Source organism: Lentzea atacamensis (assembly GCF_003269295.1).
Taxonomy (GTDB): Bacteria; Actinomycetota; Actinomycetes; order Mycobacteriales; family Pseudonocardiaceae; genus Lentzea; species Lentzea atacamensis.
Map to the genome: position 1 here is coordinate 179,942 of NZ_QLTT01000012.1, position 16,206 is coordinate 196,147.

The window sequence follows — 16,206 nt, forward strand, 5'->3', positions numbered from 1 at the left end:
GCCACCTCCAGATCAGCTCTTCGACTTGGCAGGAGCCTTCTTGGCCGCGGGCTTCTTCGCCGCGGTCGTCGCCTTCTTGGCCGGCGCCTTCTTCTTGACCGGTCCCTTGGCGCGCTTCTCCGCCAGCAGCTCGGCCGCGCGCTCGTCGGTGATCGTCTCGACGCTGTCCGTCTTGCGCAGCGAGGCGTTGGCCTCGCCGTCGGTGACGTACGGCCCGAACCGGCCGTCCTTGATCACCATCGGCTTGCCGGACACCGGGTCGTTGCCCAGCTCGCGCAACGGCGGCGCCGAGGCGGCCGAGCGACCTCGCTTCTTCGGCTCCGCGTAGATCTTGAGCGCCTCTTCGAGCGTGACCGTGAAGATCTGGTTCTCGTCGACGAGCGACCGCGAGTCCGTGCCCTTCTTCAGGTACGGGCCATAGCGGCCGTTCTGCGCGGTGATCTCGGCACCCGTCTCCGGGTCCTTGCCCACCACGCGCGGCAGCGAGAGCAGCTTCAGCGCGTCTTCCAGCGTCACGGTGTCCAGCGACATCGACTTGAACAGCGAGCCGGTGCGCGGCTTCGGTGCCTTCTTCGAAGCCGCGCCGTTCTCCGACGCCTCCGGCAGCACCTCGGTCACGTACGGCCCGAAACGGCCTTCCTTTGCCACGATCTCGTTGCCCGAGACCGGGTCGACGCCCAGCGAACGGCCTTCCTGCGGCGTCGAGAACAGCTTCTCGGCGATCTCCGCGGTCAGCTCGTCCGGCGGCAGGTCGTCCGGCAGGTTCGCGCGCTGCGCGGCACCGTCGACCTCGCGCTCCAGGTACGGCCCGAACCGGCCTACGCGGACCACTACCGTGCGGCCCTCGGAGTCGCTGAACAGCGGGATCGAGTTGACCTCGCGCGGGTCGATGTCCTCGACACCGGTCCCTACCAGCTTCTTCAGGCCACCGGAACGGCCGATCGAGCCGTCGGGGCCGATGCTGCCACCGAAGTAGAAGCCCGACAGCCACGTGGTGCGCTGCTGACGACCGGCGGCGATGCCGTCCAGCTCGTCCTCCAGCGCGGCGGTGAAGTCGTAGTCGACGAGACGGCCGAAGTGGACCTCGAGCAGCCCGACCACGGCGAAGGCGACCCACGACGGGACCAGCGCCGCGCCCTTCTTCCACACGTAGCCGCGGTCCTGGATGGTGCTGATGATCGACGAGTAGGTGGAGGGACGGCCGATGCCGAGCTCCTCCATCGTCTTGATCAGCGACGGCTCGGTGTAGCGCGACGGCGGCGAGGTGGTGTGGCCGTCCGCGGACAGCTCCGCGATCGTCAGCGCCTGGTCCTTGACCAGCTGCGGCAGGCGCGACTCCGCGTCGTCCGACTCGCCACCGGCCTCGGCGTCGACGGTCTCGACGTAGGCCTTGAGGAAGCCGGCGAACGTGATCGTGCGGCCGGACGCGGCGAACGTGACCTCCTGGCCCGTCGCGGCCCGGCCCTGGATGCGCACGCTGGTCGTGTTGCCCCGCGCGTCGGCCATCTGGGACGCGATCGTGCGCTGCCAGATCATCTCGTAGAGCTTGAACTCGTCGGCGTCCAGCTCGGCGGCCACCTGACCGGGCGTGCGGAAGACCTCGCCCGCCGGCCTGATCGCCTCGTGGGCCTCCTGCGCGTTCTTGACCTTGCGGTTGTACTGGCGCGGCTGCGGCGAGACGTACTGCGCGCCGTAGAGGTCCGTCGCCTGCGTGCGGGCCGCGTTGATCGCGGTCTCCGACAGCGTCGTGCTGTCGGTACGCATGTAGGTGATGTAGCCGTTCTCGTACAGCTTCTGCGCGGTGCGCATGGTGCGGTCGGCCGAGAACCGCAGCTTGCGGCCCGCCTCCTGCTGCAACGTCGAGGTCATGAACGGCGCGTACGGCTTGCGCGAGTACGGCTTCTCCTCGACCGAGGCGACCTTGACCGGCGCGTTCTCCAGCCCGGCTGCGATGGCGCGGGCCTGCGCCTCGTCCAGCACGACGACGTCGGCCTTGCCGGTCAGCTTGCCGTCCGACCCGAAGTCACGGCCGGTGGCGAGACGCGTGCCGTCGACGGCCACGAGACGCGCGCCGAACTGGCGCGGCGCGGCCTCGGCACCGGCGTCCATCTGCGCGGAGATGTCCCAGTAGCTCGCCGAGACGAACTTCATCCGCTCGCGTTCGCGCTCCACGACCAGACGCGTCGCCACGGACTGCACGCGGCCTGCCGAGAGCTTCGGCATGACCTTCTTCCACAGCACCGGGCTGACTTCGTAGCCGTAGAGGCGGTCGAGGATGCGGCGGGTCTCCTGGGCGTCGACCAGGTCCTGGTCGAGGTCACGCGGGTTGGCGGCAGCCGCCTGGATCGCGGACTCGGTGATCTCGTGGAACACCATCCGGCGAACCGGGACCTTCGGCTTCAGCGTCTCCAGCAGGTGCCACGCGATGGCCTCGCCCTCGCGGTCACCGTCTGTCGCGAGGTAGAGCTCGTCGACGTCCTTCAACGCTTCCTTGAGCTCGGTGACCAGCGACTTCTTGTCCGCGGACACCACGTAGAGCGGCTCGAAGTCGTGATCGACGTCCACGCCGAGCCTGGCCCACGCCTGGCCCTTGAACTTCGCGGGAACGTCGGCGGCGCCGCGCGGCAGGTCCCGGATGTGTCCCCTGGAGGACTCCACGACGAAGTTGCTGCCGAGGTACGACGCGATCTTGCGCGCCTTCGTGGGCGACTCGACGATCACAAGTCGTCGGGTACTACCCGCTCCTCCGCTGCTCTTTCTCGTCCGTGTCGATCCAGCCACTCGCCGTCCCGCTCTCTTCCAAACCCGGTTCCCAGGCCCGCCAGTGTTGCCCAGCGTCGGCCGAAAAGCACACCATCCGCGACGCCCGTACGACGAGACAGAGTGACACAACCTTGCCGGACCGCCCGCTCAGGCCGCCGGCCAGGTGCTCATCGCCACTCCGTGCGGAGGGCTTCCGACCAGCTCAGCGAGCCGAGCCAGCCTTCGTCGGCCGGTTACCCGCAACGCCGGAGCCCCTACCAGGGTGCACGGAAGTCCGGATGCGAGCAGGGCATTTTGCAACGGTTCGTGTGTCTGGGGTGCGTTGGGGTCCAAACCGAGCAGGTACGCCGACTCCATCCAGCTGCCCGCGGCCAGCGCCCAGACCCGCAGCACTGCTCCGTTCAGCTCGAAGCCGGCCGGCACCTTCTTGACAGATCCGTCCAGCCAGCGGGCGGCCAGAGGGGTGAGATCGGTGCGGAACGGCGTGCGGACGAACCGCGTGCCCTCCTCGTTGACGCACAGCTCGGACGTGACGCCGCGCTCGGCGCACGCCTGCCTGAGCGGCTGGTGACGCCACTCGTCGCGCAGCTCGACGTACACGCGGGCGGCCGTACCGCGTGCGAAGCTGACGGCCTGCCCCGGCCCGCAGAGGAAGCCGGCGAGGTCCGCCTTGGCCGGCGTGCGCGCCTCGGCCGAGAAGAAGGACAGCTGCCCAACCACGGCCCACAGAGTAGAACAGGCGTTCGACTGTGACCAGTGGTGCGCCTGTGACTACGCCGGTCGAGCGATCACTGCTGACCTCCGGCCTTCAGCTGGGTGCAGGGGACCGACTTGCCCATCGCTCCTGCGTACTTGGGCGATTTCTCCAGCGCGTCGAAGGTCGCTCGCAGCTGTTCGGGGCTGCTCACCTGCGACGTGTCGGCCAGCGCCTTCTCCGCGCTCTCCCAGAACTGCCCGTTCGGCTCCAGGGCGTTCACCGGCGCCTCCGCGGCCGCGTAGGACCTGGCCGACTCGCCCATGTACTTCATCAACCGTTCGTGCACGTCCTCGAGCTCGTCCGACGGCGGTCCCAGCTCCTTGAGCTTCTTCTCCGCGTCCGTGAGCGCCGTGGCGTTCGCAGTGACGAGCTTGAGGTAGGCCGTCTTGACCGCGGCGGGGTTGGCGGGGTCCTGCGCCTTCAGCTCCAGTGCCGCCTTCATGCCGGGCAGCAGGCCGCCGCAGAAGGCGTCGACCCACTGGCCCTGCGCCTCGGTGAGCGGCTTGTCCTCGTCGGACGCGCAGGCGCTCGTCAACGCGATCGTGGTCAGCAGAGCTGCGATCAGGCGTGATCTCACAACGTCAGTTTCCAGGCAGCTGCTCGGCCAGATCCTGCCGGGCCACGCCGTCCACTCAAACCCCAGGTCAGGTCGCAGATCGCGCGAACACACCCGTTCGAGCGACCTCTTCGCGCAGTCCCCGGAGATCAGGAGGTAGGTGCGGAACTCGTGGAGATCTGCAGGTCCTTGCAGTTCGCGGCCTTCTGGGCGACCGGCGCGAGACCTGTCTCGTCGAACTTCTTCTGCACGTCGGCACCGGTCGTCTCGAGCGCGGCCGCCTTGGTGACCATCTCGGTGAACGCGGCGACGACCTGCGTGGGGTCGTTCGAGGAGTCGAGCTTCGACTTGGTGTCGGAGAGCAGCGTCCTGATCTGGCCCATGCCGTCCTCCGCGGCCGTGACCAGCTCCTTCGACTTCGGGTGCGGACCGTTCTCCAGCGCCTTGAGGTCCGCGATCGACTTGTCGACCGCGGCCACCCTGGTGCCGAGCCAGTCCGAGAGGCCCGTCTTGAGCTTCGACGGGTCGTTCATGTCGATGCTGGGCTCGTCCGACATGGCTTTCACGGTGCCACCAACGGCACCGCAGACCTTGTCCATCCACGCCACGACGTCGGCCTCGTTCGGGGTGGCCGACGTCGACGACGTGGAGGAACCTCCGCTGCTGCACGCGGTGAGCGCGAGCAGGCTCGTCAGAAGTGCGATGGCGGTGTGACGCATGGGGCGACGCATGGAGCGGAAGCTACTCCGAACGGGCTCGCTCAGCTCGTCGGCGTGACGTTGAGGCGCTGCATCTCCTGGCATTTCGACGCGGTCTGCGTGGCCTTCTGCAGCTCGGGCACGGCCTTGAGCTCGCGCAGCGGGTCGGCGAGCTCGGAGAGCTTGGCGATGGCCTCTCCGGCGGCCTGGAGGCCACCGCTCGCGTTGTTCGCGTCGGCCTGCTCGATCTTGGTCTTGGCGTCGGTGAAAACCACGCCCAAAGAGGTGAAGGCGTCCGCCATCTTCGTGACGGCCTCCTCGCCGCCCGCGACGGGCGACGGGCCGACGTTCTTGAGGCCCTCGGCCGACTTGGTGAAGGCGTCGGCGAGCTGGCCCATGTAGGCGGCCATCTCGGCCTTGAGCTTGGCGGAGTCGCCCGCGTCGAGCTTCGGGGGCGTCTTCTCGATCTTGGCGAACTCGGACGCGGCGCCGCACACCTTGTCCATGTAGGCGACGGCCTCGGGGCTGGCCGCGCCGCTGGTGGGCGTCGCTGAAGTGCCGGAGTTGCCGCCGATGGTGGTGCACCCGGCCAACGCGCAGGTGGCAACAACGGCAGTGGCGACGAGGCGGAGCCTCATGTCGTAACTCCTCGGTCGGGGTACGTCGGGGGAATCCCGAAAGTACCCCGACCGGAGGTGGTGGAACTACGCGGCGCCGTTGCTCACGGTCTCCGCGGGGGTGTCCGCGATTACCGTGCTGCGCCGCTTGGACACGACGACCGCACCCACGATGATCAGTGCCGCGACCACGGCGATCGCGATGCGGATCGCGTCGGACGCCTGATCACCGATGGTGAACATGACGATGGCGGGCGCGATCAGCACCGAGACCAGGTTCATCACCTTGATCAGCGGGTTGATGGCAGGGCCGGCGGTGTCCTTGAACGGGTCGCCGACGGTGTCGCCGATGACCGTCGCGGCGTGGGCGTCGGAGCCCTTGCCACCGTGGTTGCCGTCCTCGACCAGCTTCTTGGCGTTGTCCCAGGCACCACCGGAGTTGGCCAGGAAGACCGCCATGAGCGTGCCGGTCGCGATCGCACCGGCCAGGTAACCCGCCAGCGGGCCGACGCCGAGGCCGAAGCCGACGGCGACCGGGGCGAGCACGGCCATCAGACCCGGCGTCGCGAGCTCGCGCAGCGAGTCCCTGGTGCAGATGTCGACGACCTTGCCGTACTCCGGCTTGACGGTGCCGTCCATGATGCCGGGGTTCTCGCGGAACTGACGGCGCACCTCGAACACGATGGCACCGGCGGCGCGCGTCACGGCGTTGATCGCGAGACCCGAGAACATGAAGACGACGGCCGCACCGATCACGACGCCGACAAGGACGTTCGGGCTGAACACCAGGTTGGTGAACGACACAGGCAGATCGCCGGCCACGTTGCCGACCTTGGCGATCGCCTGCTCGATCGCGTCGCGGTAGGAGCCGAACAGCGCCGTCGCGGCGAGCACGGCCGTCGCGATCGCGATGCCCTTGGTGATGGCCTTGGTGGTGTTGCCGACCGCGTCGAGCTCGGTGAGGATCTGCGCGCCCTCGCCGTGCACGTCACCGGACATCTCCGCGATGCCCTGCGCGTTGTCGGAGACCGGACCGAAGGTGTCCATCGCGACGATGACACCGACGGTCGTGAGCAGACCACAACCGGCCAGCGCAATCGCGAACAGCGAGACGACGACCGAACCCGAGAGCAGGAACGCGCCGTACACGGCAGCACCGATGACGAGCGCGGTGTAGACGGCCGACTCGAAACCGACCGAGATACCGGACAGGATCACCGTCGCCGCACCGGTCAGCGAGGTCTTGCCGACCTCCTTGACCGGCTTGTGGTCGGTGCCGGTGTAGTAGCCGGTCAGCCACAGGATGACGCCGGCCAGCACGATGCCGATGATCACCGCGACGGACGCGATCAGCGCCGGGTTGCCGCTGGTGGCCCTGATCGAGTCGCTGATGCCGTTGAGGTCGGCGAACGAGCTCGGCAGGAACGCGAACGCCGCGATCGTGCACAGGACGGCGGAGATGACCGCGGAGATGTAGAAGGAGCGGTTGATGGCCGTGAGGCCGCTCTCACCGGCCTTCGCACGCGTCGTGTAGACACCGATGACGGCGGTCAGCACACCGATCGCGGGAACGATCAGCGGGAACATCAGGCCCTGCGCGCCGAACGCGGCGGTGCCGAGGATCAGCGATGCGACCAGGGTGACGGCGTAGGACTCGAAGAGGTCCGCGGCCATACCGGCGCAGTCACCGACGTTGTCGCCCACGTTGTCCGCGATGGTGGCGGCGTTGCGGGGGTCGTCCTCGGGGATGTTCTGCTCGACCTTGCCGACGAGGTCGGCGCCGACGTCGGCGGCCTTGGTGAAGATGCCACCACCGACACGCATGAACATCGCGAGCAGCGCGGCACCGAAACCGAAGCCTTCCAGGACCTTCGGGGCCTGACCGGCGTAGACGAGCACGACCAGCGCGGCACCGAACAGACCGAGACCGACGGTGGTCATACCGACCACACCACCGGTGCGGAAAGCAACGCGCATCGCCTTTTCGCGACCGCCTTCACCTTCGTTCGCGGCGGCGGCGACACGCACGTTGGCGCGCGTGGACAACCACATGCCCAGGTAGCCGATGATCGCCGAGAACACGGCACCGACGATGAAGAACAACGACCGGCCGATTCGTTCGGCGATGTCGTCGGCCGGTAGCGCGAACAGCAGTACGAACACGACCACGACAAAAATGCCGAGCGTGCGGAACTGCCGGTTGAGGTAGGCCGCTGCGCCCTCCTGAACCGCCTTGGCGATGTCCTGCATCTTGGGGGTGCCCTGGCCCGCGGCCAGCACCTCCCTGAGCAGCACGTACCCGACGGCGAGAGCAGCCAGGGCGACCACGGCGACCACGGCTACGACGCCGCGATCACCCCCGGAGAGCTCGAGGCTCTCCGCGAGGAATTGCCGGGACATCCGTCCTCCTGGTGAGTTGCCATGTGCAGCGCCAAGGCAGACCAGCCGCCCTCGCGCGACGTGACGCATCCCTCATTGGATGCGATGAGCGGGGAGTCTAGGGGTTGCTTGCAACGAGGCAACGAACTGTCCCGATCCGTGCACACACCGTTATCTGCGCAGGAAGCCGACCACGCCCCGGGCAGAAGTGTCGGTGTCGTGTGCAAAGCTCGCCTCGTGGTGGATCAGGGACGGCGGTTGCTGGACCGCGTGCTGGCGGGAGTACCCGCCGGGGAGTCACCTCTCACACACGCACGTGATCTGCCGTTGCGGCAGGCTGATCACGTCGAATGGCCCTCGTGGGCCGCCGGGCCGGTGGTCGCCGCGTTCACCGAGATCGGTGTGCGTGAGCCGTGGCGGCACCAGGCGGAGGCGGCGTCGCTGGCGTGGTCCGGGCAGCACGTCGTGCTCGCGACGGGCACCGCGTCCGGCAAGTCGCTCGCCTACCAACTGCCCGTGCTTTCCACTCTTTTGGCGGACACGAAGGCAACGGCGCTGTACCTGTCACCGACCAAAGCCCTTGGAGCGGACCAGCTCCGCTCGCTCGACGAGCTCGGGATCAAGGGGATCCGCGCGGCGGCCTACGACGGTGACACCCCGATGGCCGAACGCGACTGGGTCAAGGCGCACGCGAACTGGGTGTTCACGAACCCGGACATGCTGCACCGCGGGATCCTGCCGCAGCACCCGAAATGGCTGCGGTTCTTCCGCCGGCTGAAGTACGTGGTGATCGACGAGTGCCATTCCTATCGCGGCGTTTTCGGTTCCCACGTCGCGTTGTTGATGCGCCGCCTGCGGAGGGTCGCGCGGAAATACGGCGCGGATCCGATCTTCGTTTTGGCATCGGCCACTGTGGCTGATCCTTCTTCGTCGGCGGAAAGGCTGCTCGGCGTGCCGGTTTCCGCTGTCGTGGACGACTACTCGCCGCGCGCCTCTCGGACCGTCGCGCTGTGGGAGCCGCCGCTGACCTCTCTGGAGGGTGAGAACGGCGCGCCCGTGCGGCGTTCGGCCGGCGCGGAGACGTCGCGGATCCTCGCCGACCTCGTGATCGAGGGCGCGCGTTCGCTCGCCTTCGTGCGCTCGCGGCGCGGTGCCGAGCTGACCGCGCTGGGCGCGCAGCGAATTCTGTCCGAAGTGGACAGTGAGCTGCCCGGCCGGGTGGCCGCCTACCGGGGCGGGTTCCTGCCGGAGGAGCGGCGCGCGCTGGAGAAGGCGCTGTCCACTGGCGATCTGCTGGGCGTGGCCACGACGAACGCGCTGGAGCTGGGCGTCGACATCGCCGGGCTGGACGCCGTGGTGGTGGCCGGTTTCCCCGGCACGTTCGCCTCGTTCTGGCAGCAGGCGGGCCGCGCCGGACGCTCTGGCGACAGCGCGCTGGTGGTGTTCGTGGCGCGCGACGACCCGTTGGACACGTACCTGGTGCACAACCCTGCCGCGGTGCTGGACCGGCCGGTCGAGGCGACGGTCCTGGATCCGTTGAACCCCTACGTATTAGGACCGCAGCTGGCGTGCGCCGCGGCCGAGATGCCGCTGACCCCCGCGTGTCTTCCCGACTTCGGCGGGCCGGTGGCCGAGGCCGTGCTCGCCGACCTGGTGGCGGAGAAGCTGCTGCGCAGGCGTCCCGCCGGGTGGTACTGGGCGTCGCACGACAGGCCCCACGCCGGGGTGGACATCCGCGGCTCCGGCGGCGACCAGGTGGCTGTCGTCGAGTCGGACTCCGGCCGGATGCTCGGCACGGTCGACCCGGGGTCCGCCTGCTGGCAGGTGCATCCCGGTGCCGTCTACCTGCATCAAGGGCGGGCGTACGTGGTCGACGATCTCGACGTGGAGAGCGGCCTCGCGATGGTGCACCGCGAAGACCCGGAGTGGACGACTCAACCGCGGGACTGCGTCGACATCACCGTGGTGCGCGAGGTCGAACGCGCCGACTTCGGCGGTGTGTCGGTGTGCCTGGGCGAGGTGGAGGTGACCACGCAGGTCGTCGGCTACCTGCGGCGGCTGCCGTCCGGCGTGGTGCTCGACCAGATCCCGCTCGATCTACCGGAGCAGACCCTGCAGACCCGTGCCGTCTGGTACACCGTCGACGAATCCCTCCTGTTCGACGCCGGCGTGGAGGCCAAGCGCATCCCCGGTGCGCTGCACGCCGCCGAACACGCGGCGATCGGCCTGCTGCCGCTGTTCGCGACGTGCGACAGGTGGGACATCGGCGGCGTGTCGACGGCGCTGCACCCGGACACCGGCATGCCCACCGTGTTCGTGCACGACGGCCACCCCGGCGGCGCGGGCTTCGCGGACCGGGGCCACTCGGCGCTGCGGGCCTGGCTGTCGGCGACGCGGTCGGCGATCAGCTCGTGCTCCTGCCCGATGGGGTGCCCGTCGTGCGTGCAGTCGCCCAAGTGCGGCAACGGCAACGAACCGCTGGACAAGGCCGGTGCCGTCCTCGTGCTGGACGTCGTGCTGAGCAAAATCGCCTGACCGGGTGGCCTCCGCCTGGCTACGGTGTGGGTGTGAACGCATGCAGCTGCAACGCCGCTGACCGGACCCGTCGCGCCTAGGCGCGGCCGAGTCCGATGCTCCGCCGCGCCCGTTTCCCTCTGGCCACGGGTTCCAGGAGTCTGCCTTGTTCACGCCCTTTTCTGATCTGAACGCACTGCTCGCCGACCTCGTCTCGTCGGTCCGCGAGATCCTCGGCCCCACCTACGTGGGGACGTACGTCCAGGGCTCGTTCGCCCTCGGCGCCGGTGACATCCACAGCGACTGCGACTTCATCGTCGCCTGCACGGAGCTGCCGTCCGGCGATCGCGAAGCCGGGCTGCGCGCGCTGCACGCCGAGATCCCCACCCGCCCCGGTCACTGGTCGACCGAGATCGAGGGCTCGTACGCCGACGTCGAGTCGCTGCGCTCGGTGGCTGGCCTCGGGGTTCCGTGGCTGTTCAACGACCACGGCTCACGGACTCTGGTGTGGGATCTGCACTGCAACAGCCCGCACGCGCGGTGGATCCTGCGCAACCACGGCATCGTGCTGGACGGCCCGCCAATCACGTCGCTGGTCGACGAGGTCCCGGCTGATGTCCTGCGCTCTTCGATGCGCGCTGAGCTGCCCCACGTTCTGGAAGGCATCAAGACGTGGGCGCCGATGGGCAACGCGTGGACTCAGCGCTACATCGTCGCGGCGTACTGCCGGACGCTCTACACGATCCACACAGGAGAGGTGGAGTCGAAGCGCGGTGCGCTGCTGTGGGCTTTGAAAATGCTCGATCAGCGGTGGCACCCGCTGATCGAGCAGGTCATCGAGGACCGGGACCTCGGCTGGGACGCCGACGCGGTACCGCGTCCGGGAAGCATGGAGCAGGCCTTCGCTTTCGCGGCCTACTGCGAGCTTCTCTGACTTTCGTGGGCGCGCGCCGCAGGCTCACGGGTACCTGCGGCGCGCGCTCTCCACGTGCCGAACACTGTTTTCCCGCCTGCTACCGCTTGGCGACCGGATCCCTTGGAACATCGGTGGAATCTGGTTGTTCGTCTCGACAGGACACGCGGGAGGCGACGGTGTCGACTGTCTCGGGACGAACTCCGGGGAGGAGCCGGCTTCACCGACCGCGGCAGAGCTGTTGCCCTGCCACTAACGTTCCTCGGCCCGGTCGTTCTTCGCGGGAGGCTGTCCTTCGGGGTGCGTGTTCGGCTTTTCGCCCGTTCCTCTGCGGCCCCGAAGTGCGGGGTACGGAGGCCGATCATCGGATCGGGCTGGGGTGGAACGGCCGCGCAGGGCATCGCCTTCGGGGTTGTCGGGGAGAGTCCACGACGACACCCAGCGCGGCCGGGCTTTGCAGTTGTGTCAGGCGATTTCGAGCTGGAAGCCGGCCGGGGCGTGCAGCGCCTCGACCAGTGCGTCCTGCACGATGTGCGCATCCGGGAGGTTCCAGCCGCAGATCGACGGCTTGACCCGCCAGTGCACGACGCCGTGCGCCATCGGGGTGGGCGGCAGCGGGATGTACTCGCCCTGGGCGTAGTGGTGCACGTCCGAGTTGTTGGCCAGCTCGGTGTTGAGCTTCGAGCCGGACTTCACCAGGAACATCCACCGGCCGGACGGGGTCGCGGCGATCGGCACGGGAACACCGATCGACCGCAGTGCGACCGCCGCGCGGCGGCCGAGGTCGGTGCCGACCTCGATCGCGTCCACCACGTGGCCGGTGGCGACGAGAAGGCTGTAGGAACGACCGGCCCACCACGTGGCGACCTGGTCGGGACGCGTACCGATGCGGTCCACCCAGTCGCGGTGCACCGGGATCGGACCGTGGAGCTCGAGCCCGCTGCGGCCCGCCCACTGGGTGACGCCCTGCTCCGAACCGGCCGGATAGGTGCCGGGCAGTACGGGCCAACCGCGGTACGCGAGGCTCACGGCCTCGGCACGCAGTTCGATGCGGAAGGCCCCGCGCCAGCTATCCGACCAATCCATCTTCCGTCGCCTTCTTCCTAGGCTCTGACTCGACATCGACGTGGTGTCGGTTTCGTTGAGACACCGCGTCGGTGCCGCCACTACAACTAACGACACCGGCACCAGCCTCCGTAACCCCCGCTCGACAACTGGTAGCTACGGAACGGCGAACGCCCTTTGCGAGAACGAGGAACTGAACTCCCCGCGTTTAGTTCGATCACCGTTCAGCATGTCCGGGCGCCGGTGTGAGTCCGCTCACCGCCCGGAGGTGACCGCTCGTCGCGCTCCAAACGCTTTGATCTTCGGCCGGACCTGCCCTCGACCGTGCGCTCACCGGGCCGAACGGCGTAACCGCCGACACCGACACAACCACCTCCCAACCGCTCACCGAGCAGCTCTCGAGTGCCGCCCCGTTGCTCTGCGCCACCCGTTTCGCCTGTTCACAAGCACTTTCGGCACCCTGGGGAAGGCTCGACGCACCGGCGAGCGCCGCGAGATCGGCCGCACCTGTCACCCGGTGCCGCACGACGACGGCCGCACCGACCTGGACACCGGTGATCGTCACGATGATCAGCAACAACATCGCCATCACGCCGCTCACCGCAGCCGAACCACACTCATCACCAGGCGCTTCGCCGTTCATCGCGGCTCCAGCACGGCGAACGCCTCCGCGCCGAGCGGCACGCCCAGCGGTCCGCGTTTAGCGACGACGACCCTGACGGCGTCACCTTCGTGCTGAAACGCGACGCTCGCTCCGGGCGCGATCTGCCCGACCACCTCCTCACCGCGCTGCCGTTCACCGCGTGCCGTGAGCCGCGCCGCCTCTCTCGCCGCGTCGGTGCACCGCATCTGCTCGATGACCGCTGTCAGCCCAGCGGCCGCCAACGCCATGACCACCAGCAGCGCGCACACCGCGATGGCCGCCTCCACCGTGACCATGCCCCGGTCATCAGACCGACGACAGCGCACGCTGTATCAGCCCTTGCAGCGCGTTCTGCATCCAGTCACTGGAGGCGAGCGCGTACAACACCCCGGCGAGCGCGGCCACCGCCAGCGTCCCGATCGCGTACTCCACCGTGCTCATGCCGCTGTCGTCCTTCAGCAGTTCCATCTGTTCACCCTTCATCACTTGAGGAATTGACCGGCCAGCCCGAGCACCACCGGCAGCACGCCGAGGCACAGGAACGCCGGCAGGAAACACAGCGCCAGCGGCGCCGCCACCGTGACCGCGGCCCGTTGCGCCTTCGCCTCGGCCTGGTCCCTGGCCTCGGCTCTGGTCCGCTCGGCGAGCTCAGCGGCCTGCCGGGCCAGCGCCGCACCTGATCGAGCGGTCCTCCGCGCGGCTCTCGCCAGTGCGGCGGTGACGGGCCGCTCCAGCGCCGGAGCCCACGCGGCGACCGGATCCGCGCCGAGCGCGAGGAGCTCGGCCGTCTGGTTGAGCTCTTCGATGCCGACCGCACGGATCGCCGTGGGCACCGGCAGACCGGCCTTGAGGCAGGCGGCCATGAGGTCCAGCGCAGCCGCCCGCTCGAACGGACCGTCGGGTGGGGTGACACGCCGCGGCGGATCGTGCGCCTTGGGTCTCAGCCGGTCGATCGCCTTTCGCGGCGCCGGCGCGACCAGAATCGCCAGCGCCAGGAGGACGAGCGTCACGGCTCCACCTCGGTGATCCGCTTCGTCCACCACAGTCCGGCCGCGAGGAAGAGCGCTCCCAGCACCAGCAGGAACTGACCGGCCGTGGTGGAGATGAGGATGTGGAGCGGTCTGGCGCCGCTGAGCTCGCCCAGCAGCACACCGAAGACCGGCAATCCCGCGAGCACAGCCGCGCTCGCTCGCGGACCTGCCATGCGCGCGTGCACCTGTCGTGCGAACGCCGCCCGCTGATCCAGATCGAGTCTGGTGGCGTCGAGAACGTCAGCCAGCGCCACGCCGTGTTTCGCTGACACGTGCCACGCCTTGGCCAGCTGATCGACGGCGGTGCCGAGGACAGGCTGACGGAGGTCGCGAAGTGTCCGCTCCACGTCGCCGCCGAGTCGTGCGGTGGCGGCAGCTGCTTTCAGCACCTCGGCGGCAGGCGCCGGGGTGTCCTGGGCCGCACCTTCGGCCGCGGTCGCCGCGTGGGCACCCGCCCGCAGCTCGTCGACCACACCGCCCAGCCCGTTGCTGAGTGCTTCGGTCGCTGTTCTCAGCGCGCGGTTTCGCCTGCCCTGCTTGATGATTCGGTAGATCACCACCGCGAGGACTGATCCAGCGATCAGACCGCCAACGCCTGCCGCGAGGTAGGTGACGGTGACCGCGGCGATCAGCCACAGCCATTGCGGCACAACGATCTCGCCCTTACCGGCTGGCCTGAGCCGGCGGAGTGGCTTGAGCTGCGGCCACACCAGCAGGGCTGCCGCCACGAGCAGGAGGCTCAGCACAGCAGCTCCTTCTCGTGCCAACCGCTCGCTTTCGTCCAGATCGGACGGACCTCGAGCCCACGTTCTGTGCGGACGAACGCGCCGATCTCGTTGAGGTGTCTCGCACCGTTGTCCGCTCGCCGCATGTGCAGTACGAGCTGGACGGCCGCCGCCACCTGGCTGTGCACGGCTTGCGGATCGAGCCCGCCCAACGCGCCCAGCGCTTCCAGGCGTGCGGGGACTTCGGCCGGCGAGTTGGCGTGCAGGGTTCCGGCGCCTCCTTCGTGGCCGGTGTTCAACGACGTGAGCAGCTCACGAGCCTCCGCACCCCGCACTTCACCCACGACGATCCGATCAGGCCGCATGCGCAACGCCTCCCGCACCAGCGACCGCACGGTGATCTCACCGGCACCTTCGACGTTCGGCGGGCGCGCCACCAGCCGCACGAACTGCGGGTGGTCGGGATGCAGTTCGCCCGCGTCCTCCACGCACACGATGCGTTCGCCCGGCGGAACACAACCGAGCAACGCCGACAGCAAGGAGGTCTTGCCAGACCCCGTGCCACCGACCACCAGGAACGCCCTGCGGCTGCGGACGATCGCGCGGAGCACCTCGGCGATCTCGACGTCGAACGTACCGAGCTCCCGCAGCGCGTCGAGGTCGTGCGTCGCCGGCCGGAGCACGCGGAGGGACAGGCACGTCCGGTCCGCGATGGGCGGGAGCACCGCGTGCAGCCGCACCCCGCTGCCCGGCAACCAGCCGTCGACGCACGGCGAGGCGTCGTCGAGGCGCCGGCCCGTGGCCACCGCCAGGCGTTGGGCGAGGCGGCGGACGGCGGCCTCGTCCGGAAACGTGACCGTGGTGCGGCGCAGGCCCGCGGTGCCGTCGACCCACACCTGGTCCGGCGCGGTGACCAGGACGTCGGTGGTGCCGGGGTCGGCGAGCAGCGGGTCGAGCGGACCGGTGCCGCTGAACTCCTGGCGGAGGACTTGGAGGGCTTCCAAGACGTCGGCGTCGGCCAGCACCCCGCCCGCTTCGGAGCGGACCGCGTGGGCGACAACCGCGGCGGTCATCTCCATGTCCGCGCCTGCCAGGCGATGGCGGACCCGGTCGATCAGGGTGGTGGTCATGTGGCGGCCTCCGGGCGCTGGGCGTGGCGGCCGTGGGTGATCTGGCGGCCGGTCAGGCGGAGCCAGGTTTCGTGGCACCAGATGAGGAAGCGGTTCATTCCGGTGGCTCCTTGAACACGAAGGGAGGAGGGAAAGGGCGGCCGTAGACGAAGAGGTTGCGCAACATCCGCAACCAGATGCGGATGCGGATCACGGGTGCGGCCCCTCCTGCACGAGGCGGGTTTCGGCGTGGCGCGCGAGAGAGCGGCGGGGGTGGAAGCTGCTCGAGGCCGCGGTTCCTTCCGCGACGGGAGCACTTTCAGCCTGGGGAGGCCGGGAGCGGCGTAGACAGTTCACGGGTGGGGCTCCTCTCGCGCGACACGCTTCGGCCTGATGAGGCCGGGAGCGGCGTAGGCGGATCACAGCTGCGGCTCCT

Annotated in this window: 15 protein-coding genes; 2 read left to right on the forward strand and 13 right to left on the reverse strand. The window is 69.1% G+C overall.

Translation table 11 applies throughout. The annotated features are described in order from the left end of the window. Window positions 1–12 precede the first annotated feature (12 nt). The 6 genes from topA to C8D87_RS39340 all read right to left on the reverse strand — a co-directional run bounded on the left by topA (window position 13) and on the right by C8D87_RS39340 (window position 7,791). Window positions 13–2,781, reverse strand: a complete 2,769-nt coding sequence (gene topA, locus C8D87_RS39315; RefSeq protein ID WP_109631084.1) for a type I DNA topoisomerase — start codon at window positions 2,779–2,781, stop codon at window positions 13–15. 129 nt (window positions 2,782–2,910) lie between these two features. Further along, a complete protein-coding gene (locus C8D87_RS39320; protein ID WP_112231168.1) occupies window positions 2,911–3,483 on the reverse strand; it encodes a hypothetical protein in 573 nt (190 codons plus the stop codon). 68 nt (window positions 3,484–3,551) lie between these two features. Beyond that, window positions 3,552–4,097, reverse strand: a complete 546-nt coding sequence (locus C8D87_RS39325; protein ID WP_112231170.1) for a hypothetical protein — start codon at window positions 4,095–4,097, stop codon at window positions 3,552–3,554. Between the two features lie 128 nt (window positions 4,098–4,225). Continuing rightward, on the reverse strand, window positions 4,226–4,807 hold the full coding sequence (locus C8D87_RS39330; RefSeq protein ID WP_112231172.1) for a hypothetical protein: 582 nt from the start codon (window positions 4,805–4,807) through the stop codon (window positions 4,226–4,228). 29 nt (window positions 4,808–4,836) lie between these two features. Continuing rightward, window positions 4,837–5,412 carry a hypothetical protein gene (locus C8D87_RS39335; protein ID WP_112231174.1) on the reverse strand — a complete coding sequence of 192 codons (576 nt, stop codon included), beginning with the start codon at window positions 5,410–5,412 and terminating at the stop codon, window positions 4,837–4,839. A gap of 66 nt (window positions 5,413–5,478) precedes the next feature. After that, a complete protein-coding gene (locus C8D87_RS39340) occupies window positions 5,479–7,791 on the reverse strand; it encodes a sodium-translocating pyrophosphatase (RefSeq protein WP_109631068.1) in 2,313 nt (770 codons plus the stop codon). A 198-nt stretch (window positions 7,792–7,989) separates the two neighbouring features. On the opposite strand from C8D87_RS39340, the gene C8D87_RS39345 reads away from it, so the two are divergent. Together C8D87_RS39345 and C8D87_RS39350 are read left to right on the forward strand one after the other, a co-directional pair. Beyond that, window positions 7,990–10,305: a DEAD/DEAH box helicase gene (locus tag C8D87_RS39345; protein WP_233439156.1), complete on the forward strand. Its 2,316-nt coding sequence runs from the start codon at window positions 7,990–7,992 to the stop codon at window positions 10,303–10,305. Window positions 10,306–10,450: 145 nt separating this feature from the next. Further along, window positions 10,451–11,218, forward strand: coding sequence for an aminoglycoside adenylyltransferase domain-containing protein (locus C8D87_RS39350; RefSeq protein ID WP_112231176.1), 768 nt, complete (start codon window positions 10,451–10,453; stop codon window positions 11,216–11,218). Window positions 11,219–11,662: 444 nt separating this feature from the next. Here the strand turns inward: C8D87_RS39350 and C8D87_RS39355 are convergent, their stop codons facing one another. From C8D87_RS39355 to C8D87_RS39385, 7 genes are all read right to left on the reverse strand, one after another. Then, window positions 11,663–12,283 (reverse strand): bifunctional DNA primase/polymerase, encoded by a 621-nt coding sequence (locus C8D87_RS39355; RefSeq protein WP_109631058.1) that lies wholly within the window; start codon window positions 12,281–12,283, stop codon window positions 11,663–11,665. A gap of 196 nt (window positions 12,284–12,479) precedes the next feature. Then, window positions 12,480–12,905 carry an Rv3654c family TadE-like protein gene (locus tag C8D87_RS39360; RefSeq protein WP_112231178.1) on the reverse strand — a complete coding sequence of 142 codons (426 nt, stop codon included), beginning with the start codon at window positions 12,903–12,905 and terminating at the stop codon, window positions 12,480–12,482. After that, window positions 12,902–13,201 (reverse strand): TadE family type IV pilus minor pilin, encoded by a 300-nt coding sequence (locus C8D87_RS39365; protein ID WP_112231180.1) that lies wholly within the window; start codon window positions 13,199–13,201, stop codon window positions 12,902–12,904. Before C8D87_RS39365 ends, C8D87_RS39360 begins: the two co-directional genes overlap by 4 nt. A gap of 10 nt (window positions 13,202–13,211) precedes the next feature. Next, window positions 13,212–13,373: a DUF4244 domain-containing protein gene (locus tag C8D87_RS39370; protein ID WP_211337132.1), complete on the reverse strand. Its 162-nt coding sequence runs from the start codon at window positions 13,371–13,373 to the stop codon at window positions 13,212–13,214. Window positions 13,374–13,387: 14 nt separating this feature from the next. Next, window positions 13,388–13,915 (reverse strand): type II secretion system F family protein, encoded by a 528-nt coding sequence (locus C8D87_RS39375; protein WP_112231182.1) that lies wholly within the window; start codon window positions 13,913–13,915, stop codon window positions 13,388–13,390. Continuing rightward, entirely contained in the window at window positions 13,912–14,682 is a 771-nt protein-coding gene (locus C8D87_RS39380) for a type II secretion system F family protein (RefSeq protein ID WP_233442499.1), read from the reverse strand. Before C8D87_RS39380 ends, C8D87_RS39375 begins: the two co-directional genes overlap by 4 nt. Further along, window positions 14,676–15,791, reverse strand: a complete 1,116-nt coding sequence (locus tag C8D87_RS39385; protein WP_112231184.1) for a TadA family conjugal transfer-associated ATPase — start codon at window positions 15,789–15,791, stop codon at window positions 14,676–14,678. The genes C8D87_RS39380 and C8D87_RS39385 overlap by 7 nt, the downstream gene beginning before the upstream one ends. Window positions 15,792–16,206 lie beyond the last annotated feature (415 nt).

Coding starts and splice junctions, on each gene's coding strand:
- C8D87_RS39330 (WP_112231172.1), bottom strand. CDS start 4,807: ATGCGTCGCCCCATGCGTCACACCGCCATCGCACTTCTGACGAGCCTG.
- C8D87_RS39335 (WP_112231174.1), bottom strand. CDS start 5,412: ATGAGGCTCCGCCTCGTCGCCACTGCCGTTGTTGCCACCTGCGCGTTG.
- C8D87_RS39340 (WP_109631068.1), bottom strand. CDS start 7,791: ATGTCCCGGCAATTCCTCGCGGAGAGCCTCGAGCTCTCCGGGGGTGAT.
- C8D87_RS39355 (WP_109631058.1), bottom strand. CDS start 12,283: ATGGATTGGTCGGATAGCTGGCGCGGGGCCTTCCGCATCGAACTGCGT.
- C8D87_RS39360 (WP_112231178.1), bottom strand. CDS start 12,905: ATGAACGGCGAAGCGCCTGGTGATGAGTGTGGTTCGGCTGCGGTGAGC.
- C8D87_RS39365 (WP_112231180.1), bottom strand. CDS start 13,201: ATGGTCACGGTGGAGGCGGCCATCGCGGTGTGCGCGCTGCTGGTGGTC.
- C8D87_RS39370 (WP_211337132.1), bottom strand. CDS start 13,373: ATGGAACTGCTGAAGGACGACAGCGGCATGAGCACGGTGGAGTACGCG.
- C8D87_RS39385 (WP_112231184.1), bottom strand. CDS start 15,791: ATGACCACCACCCTGATCGACCGGGTCCGCCATCGCCTGGCAGGCGCG.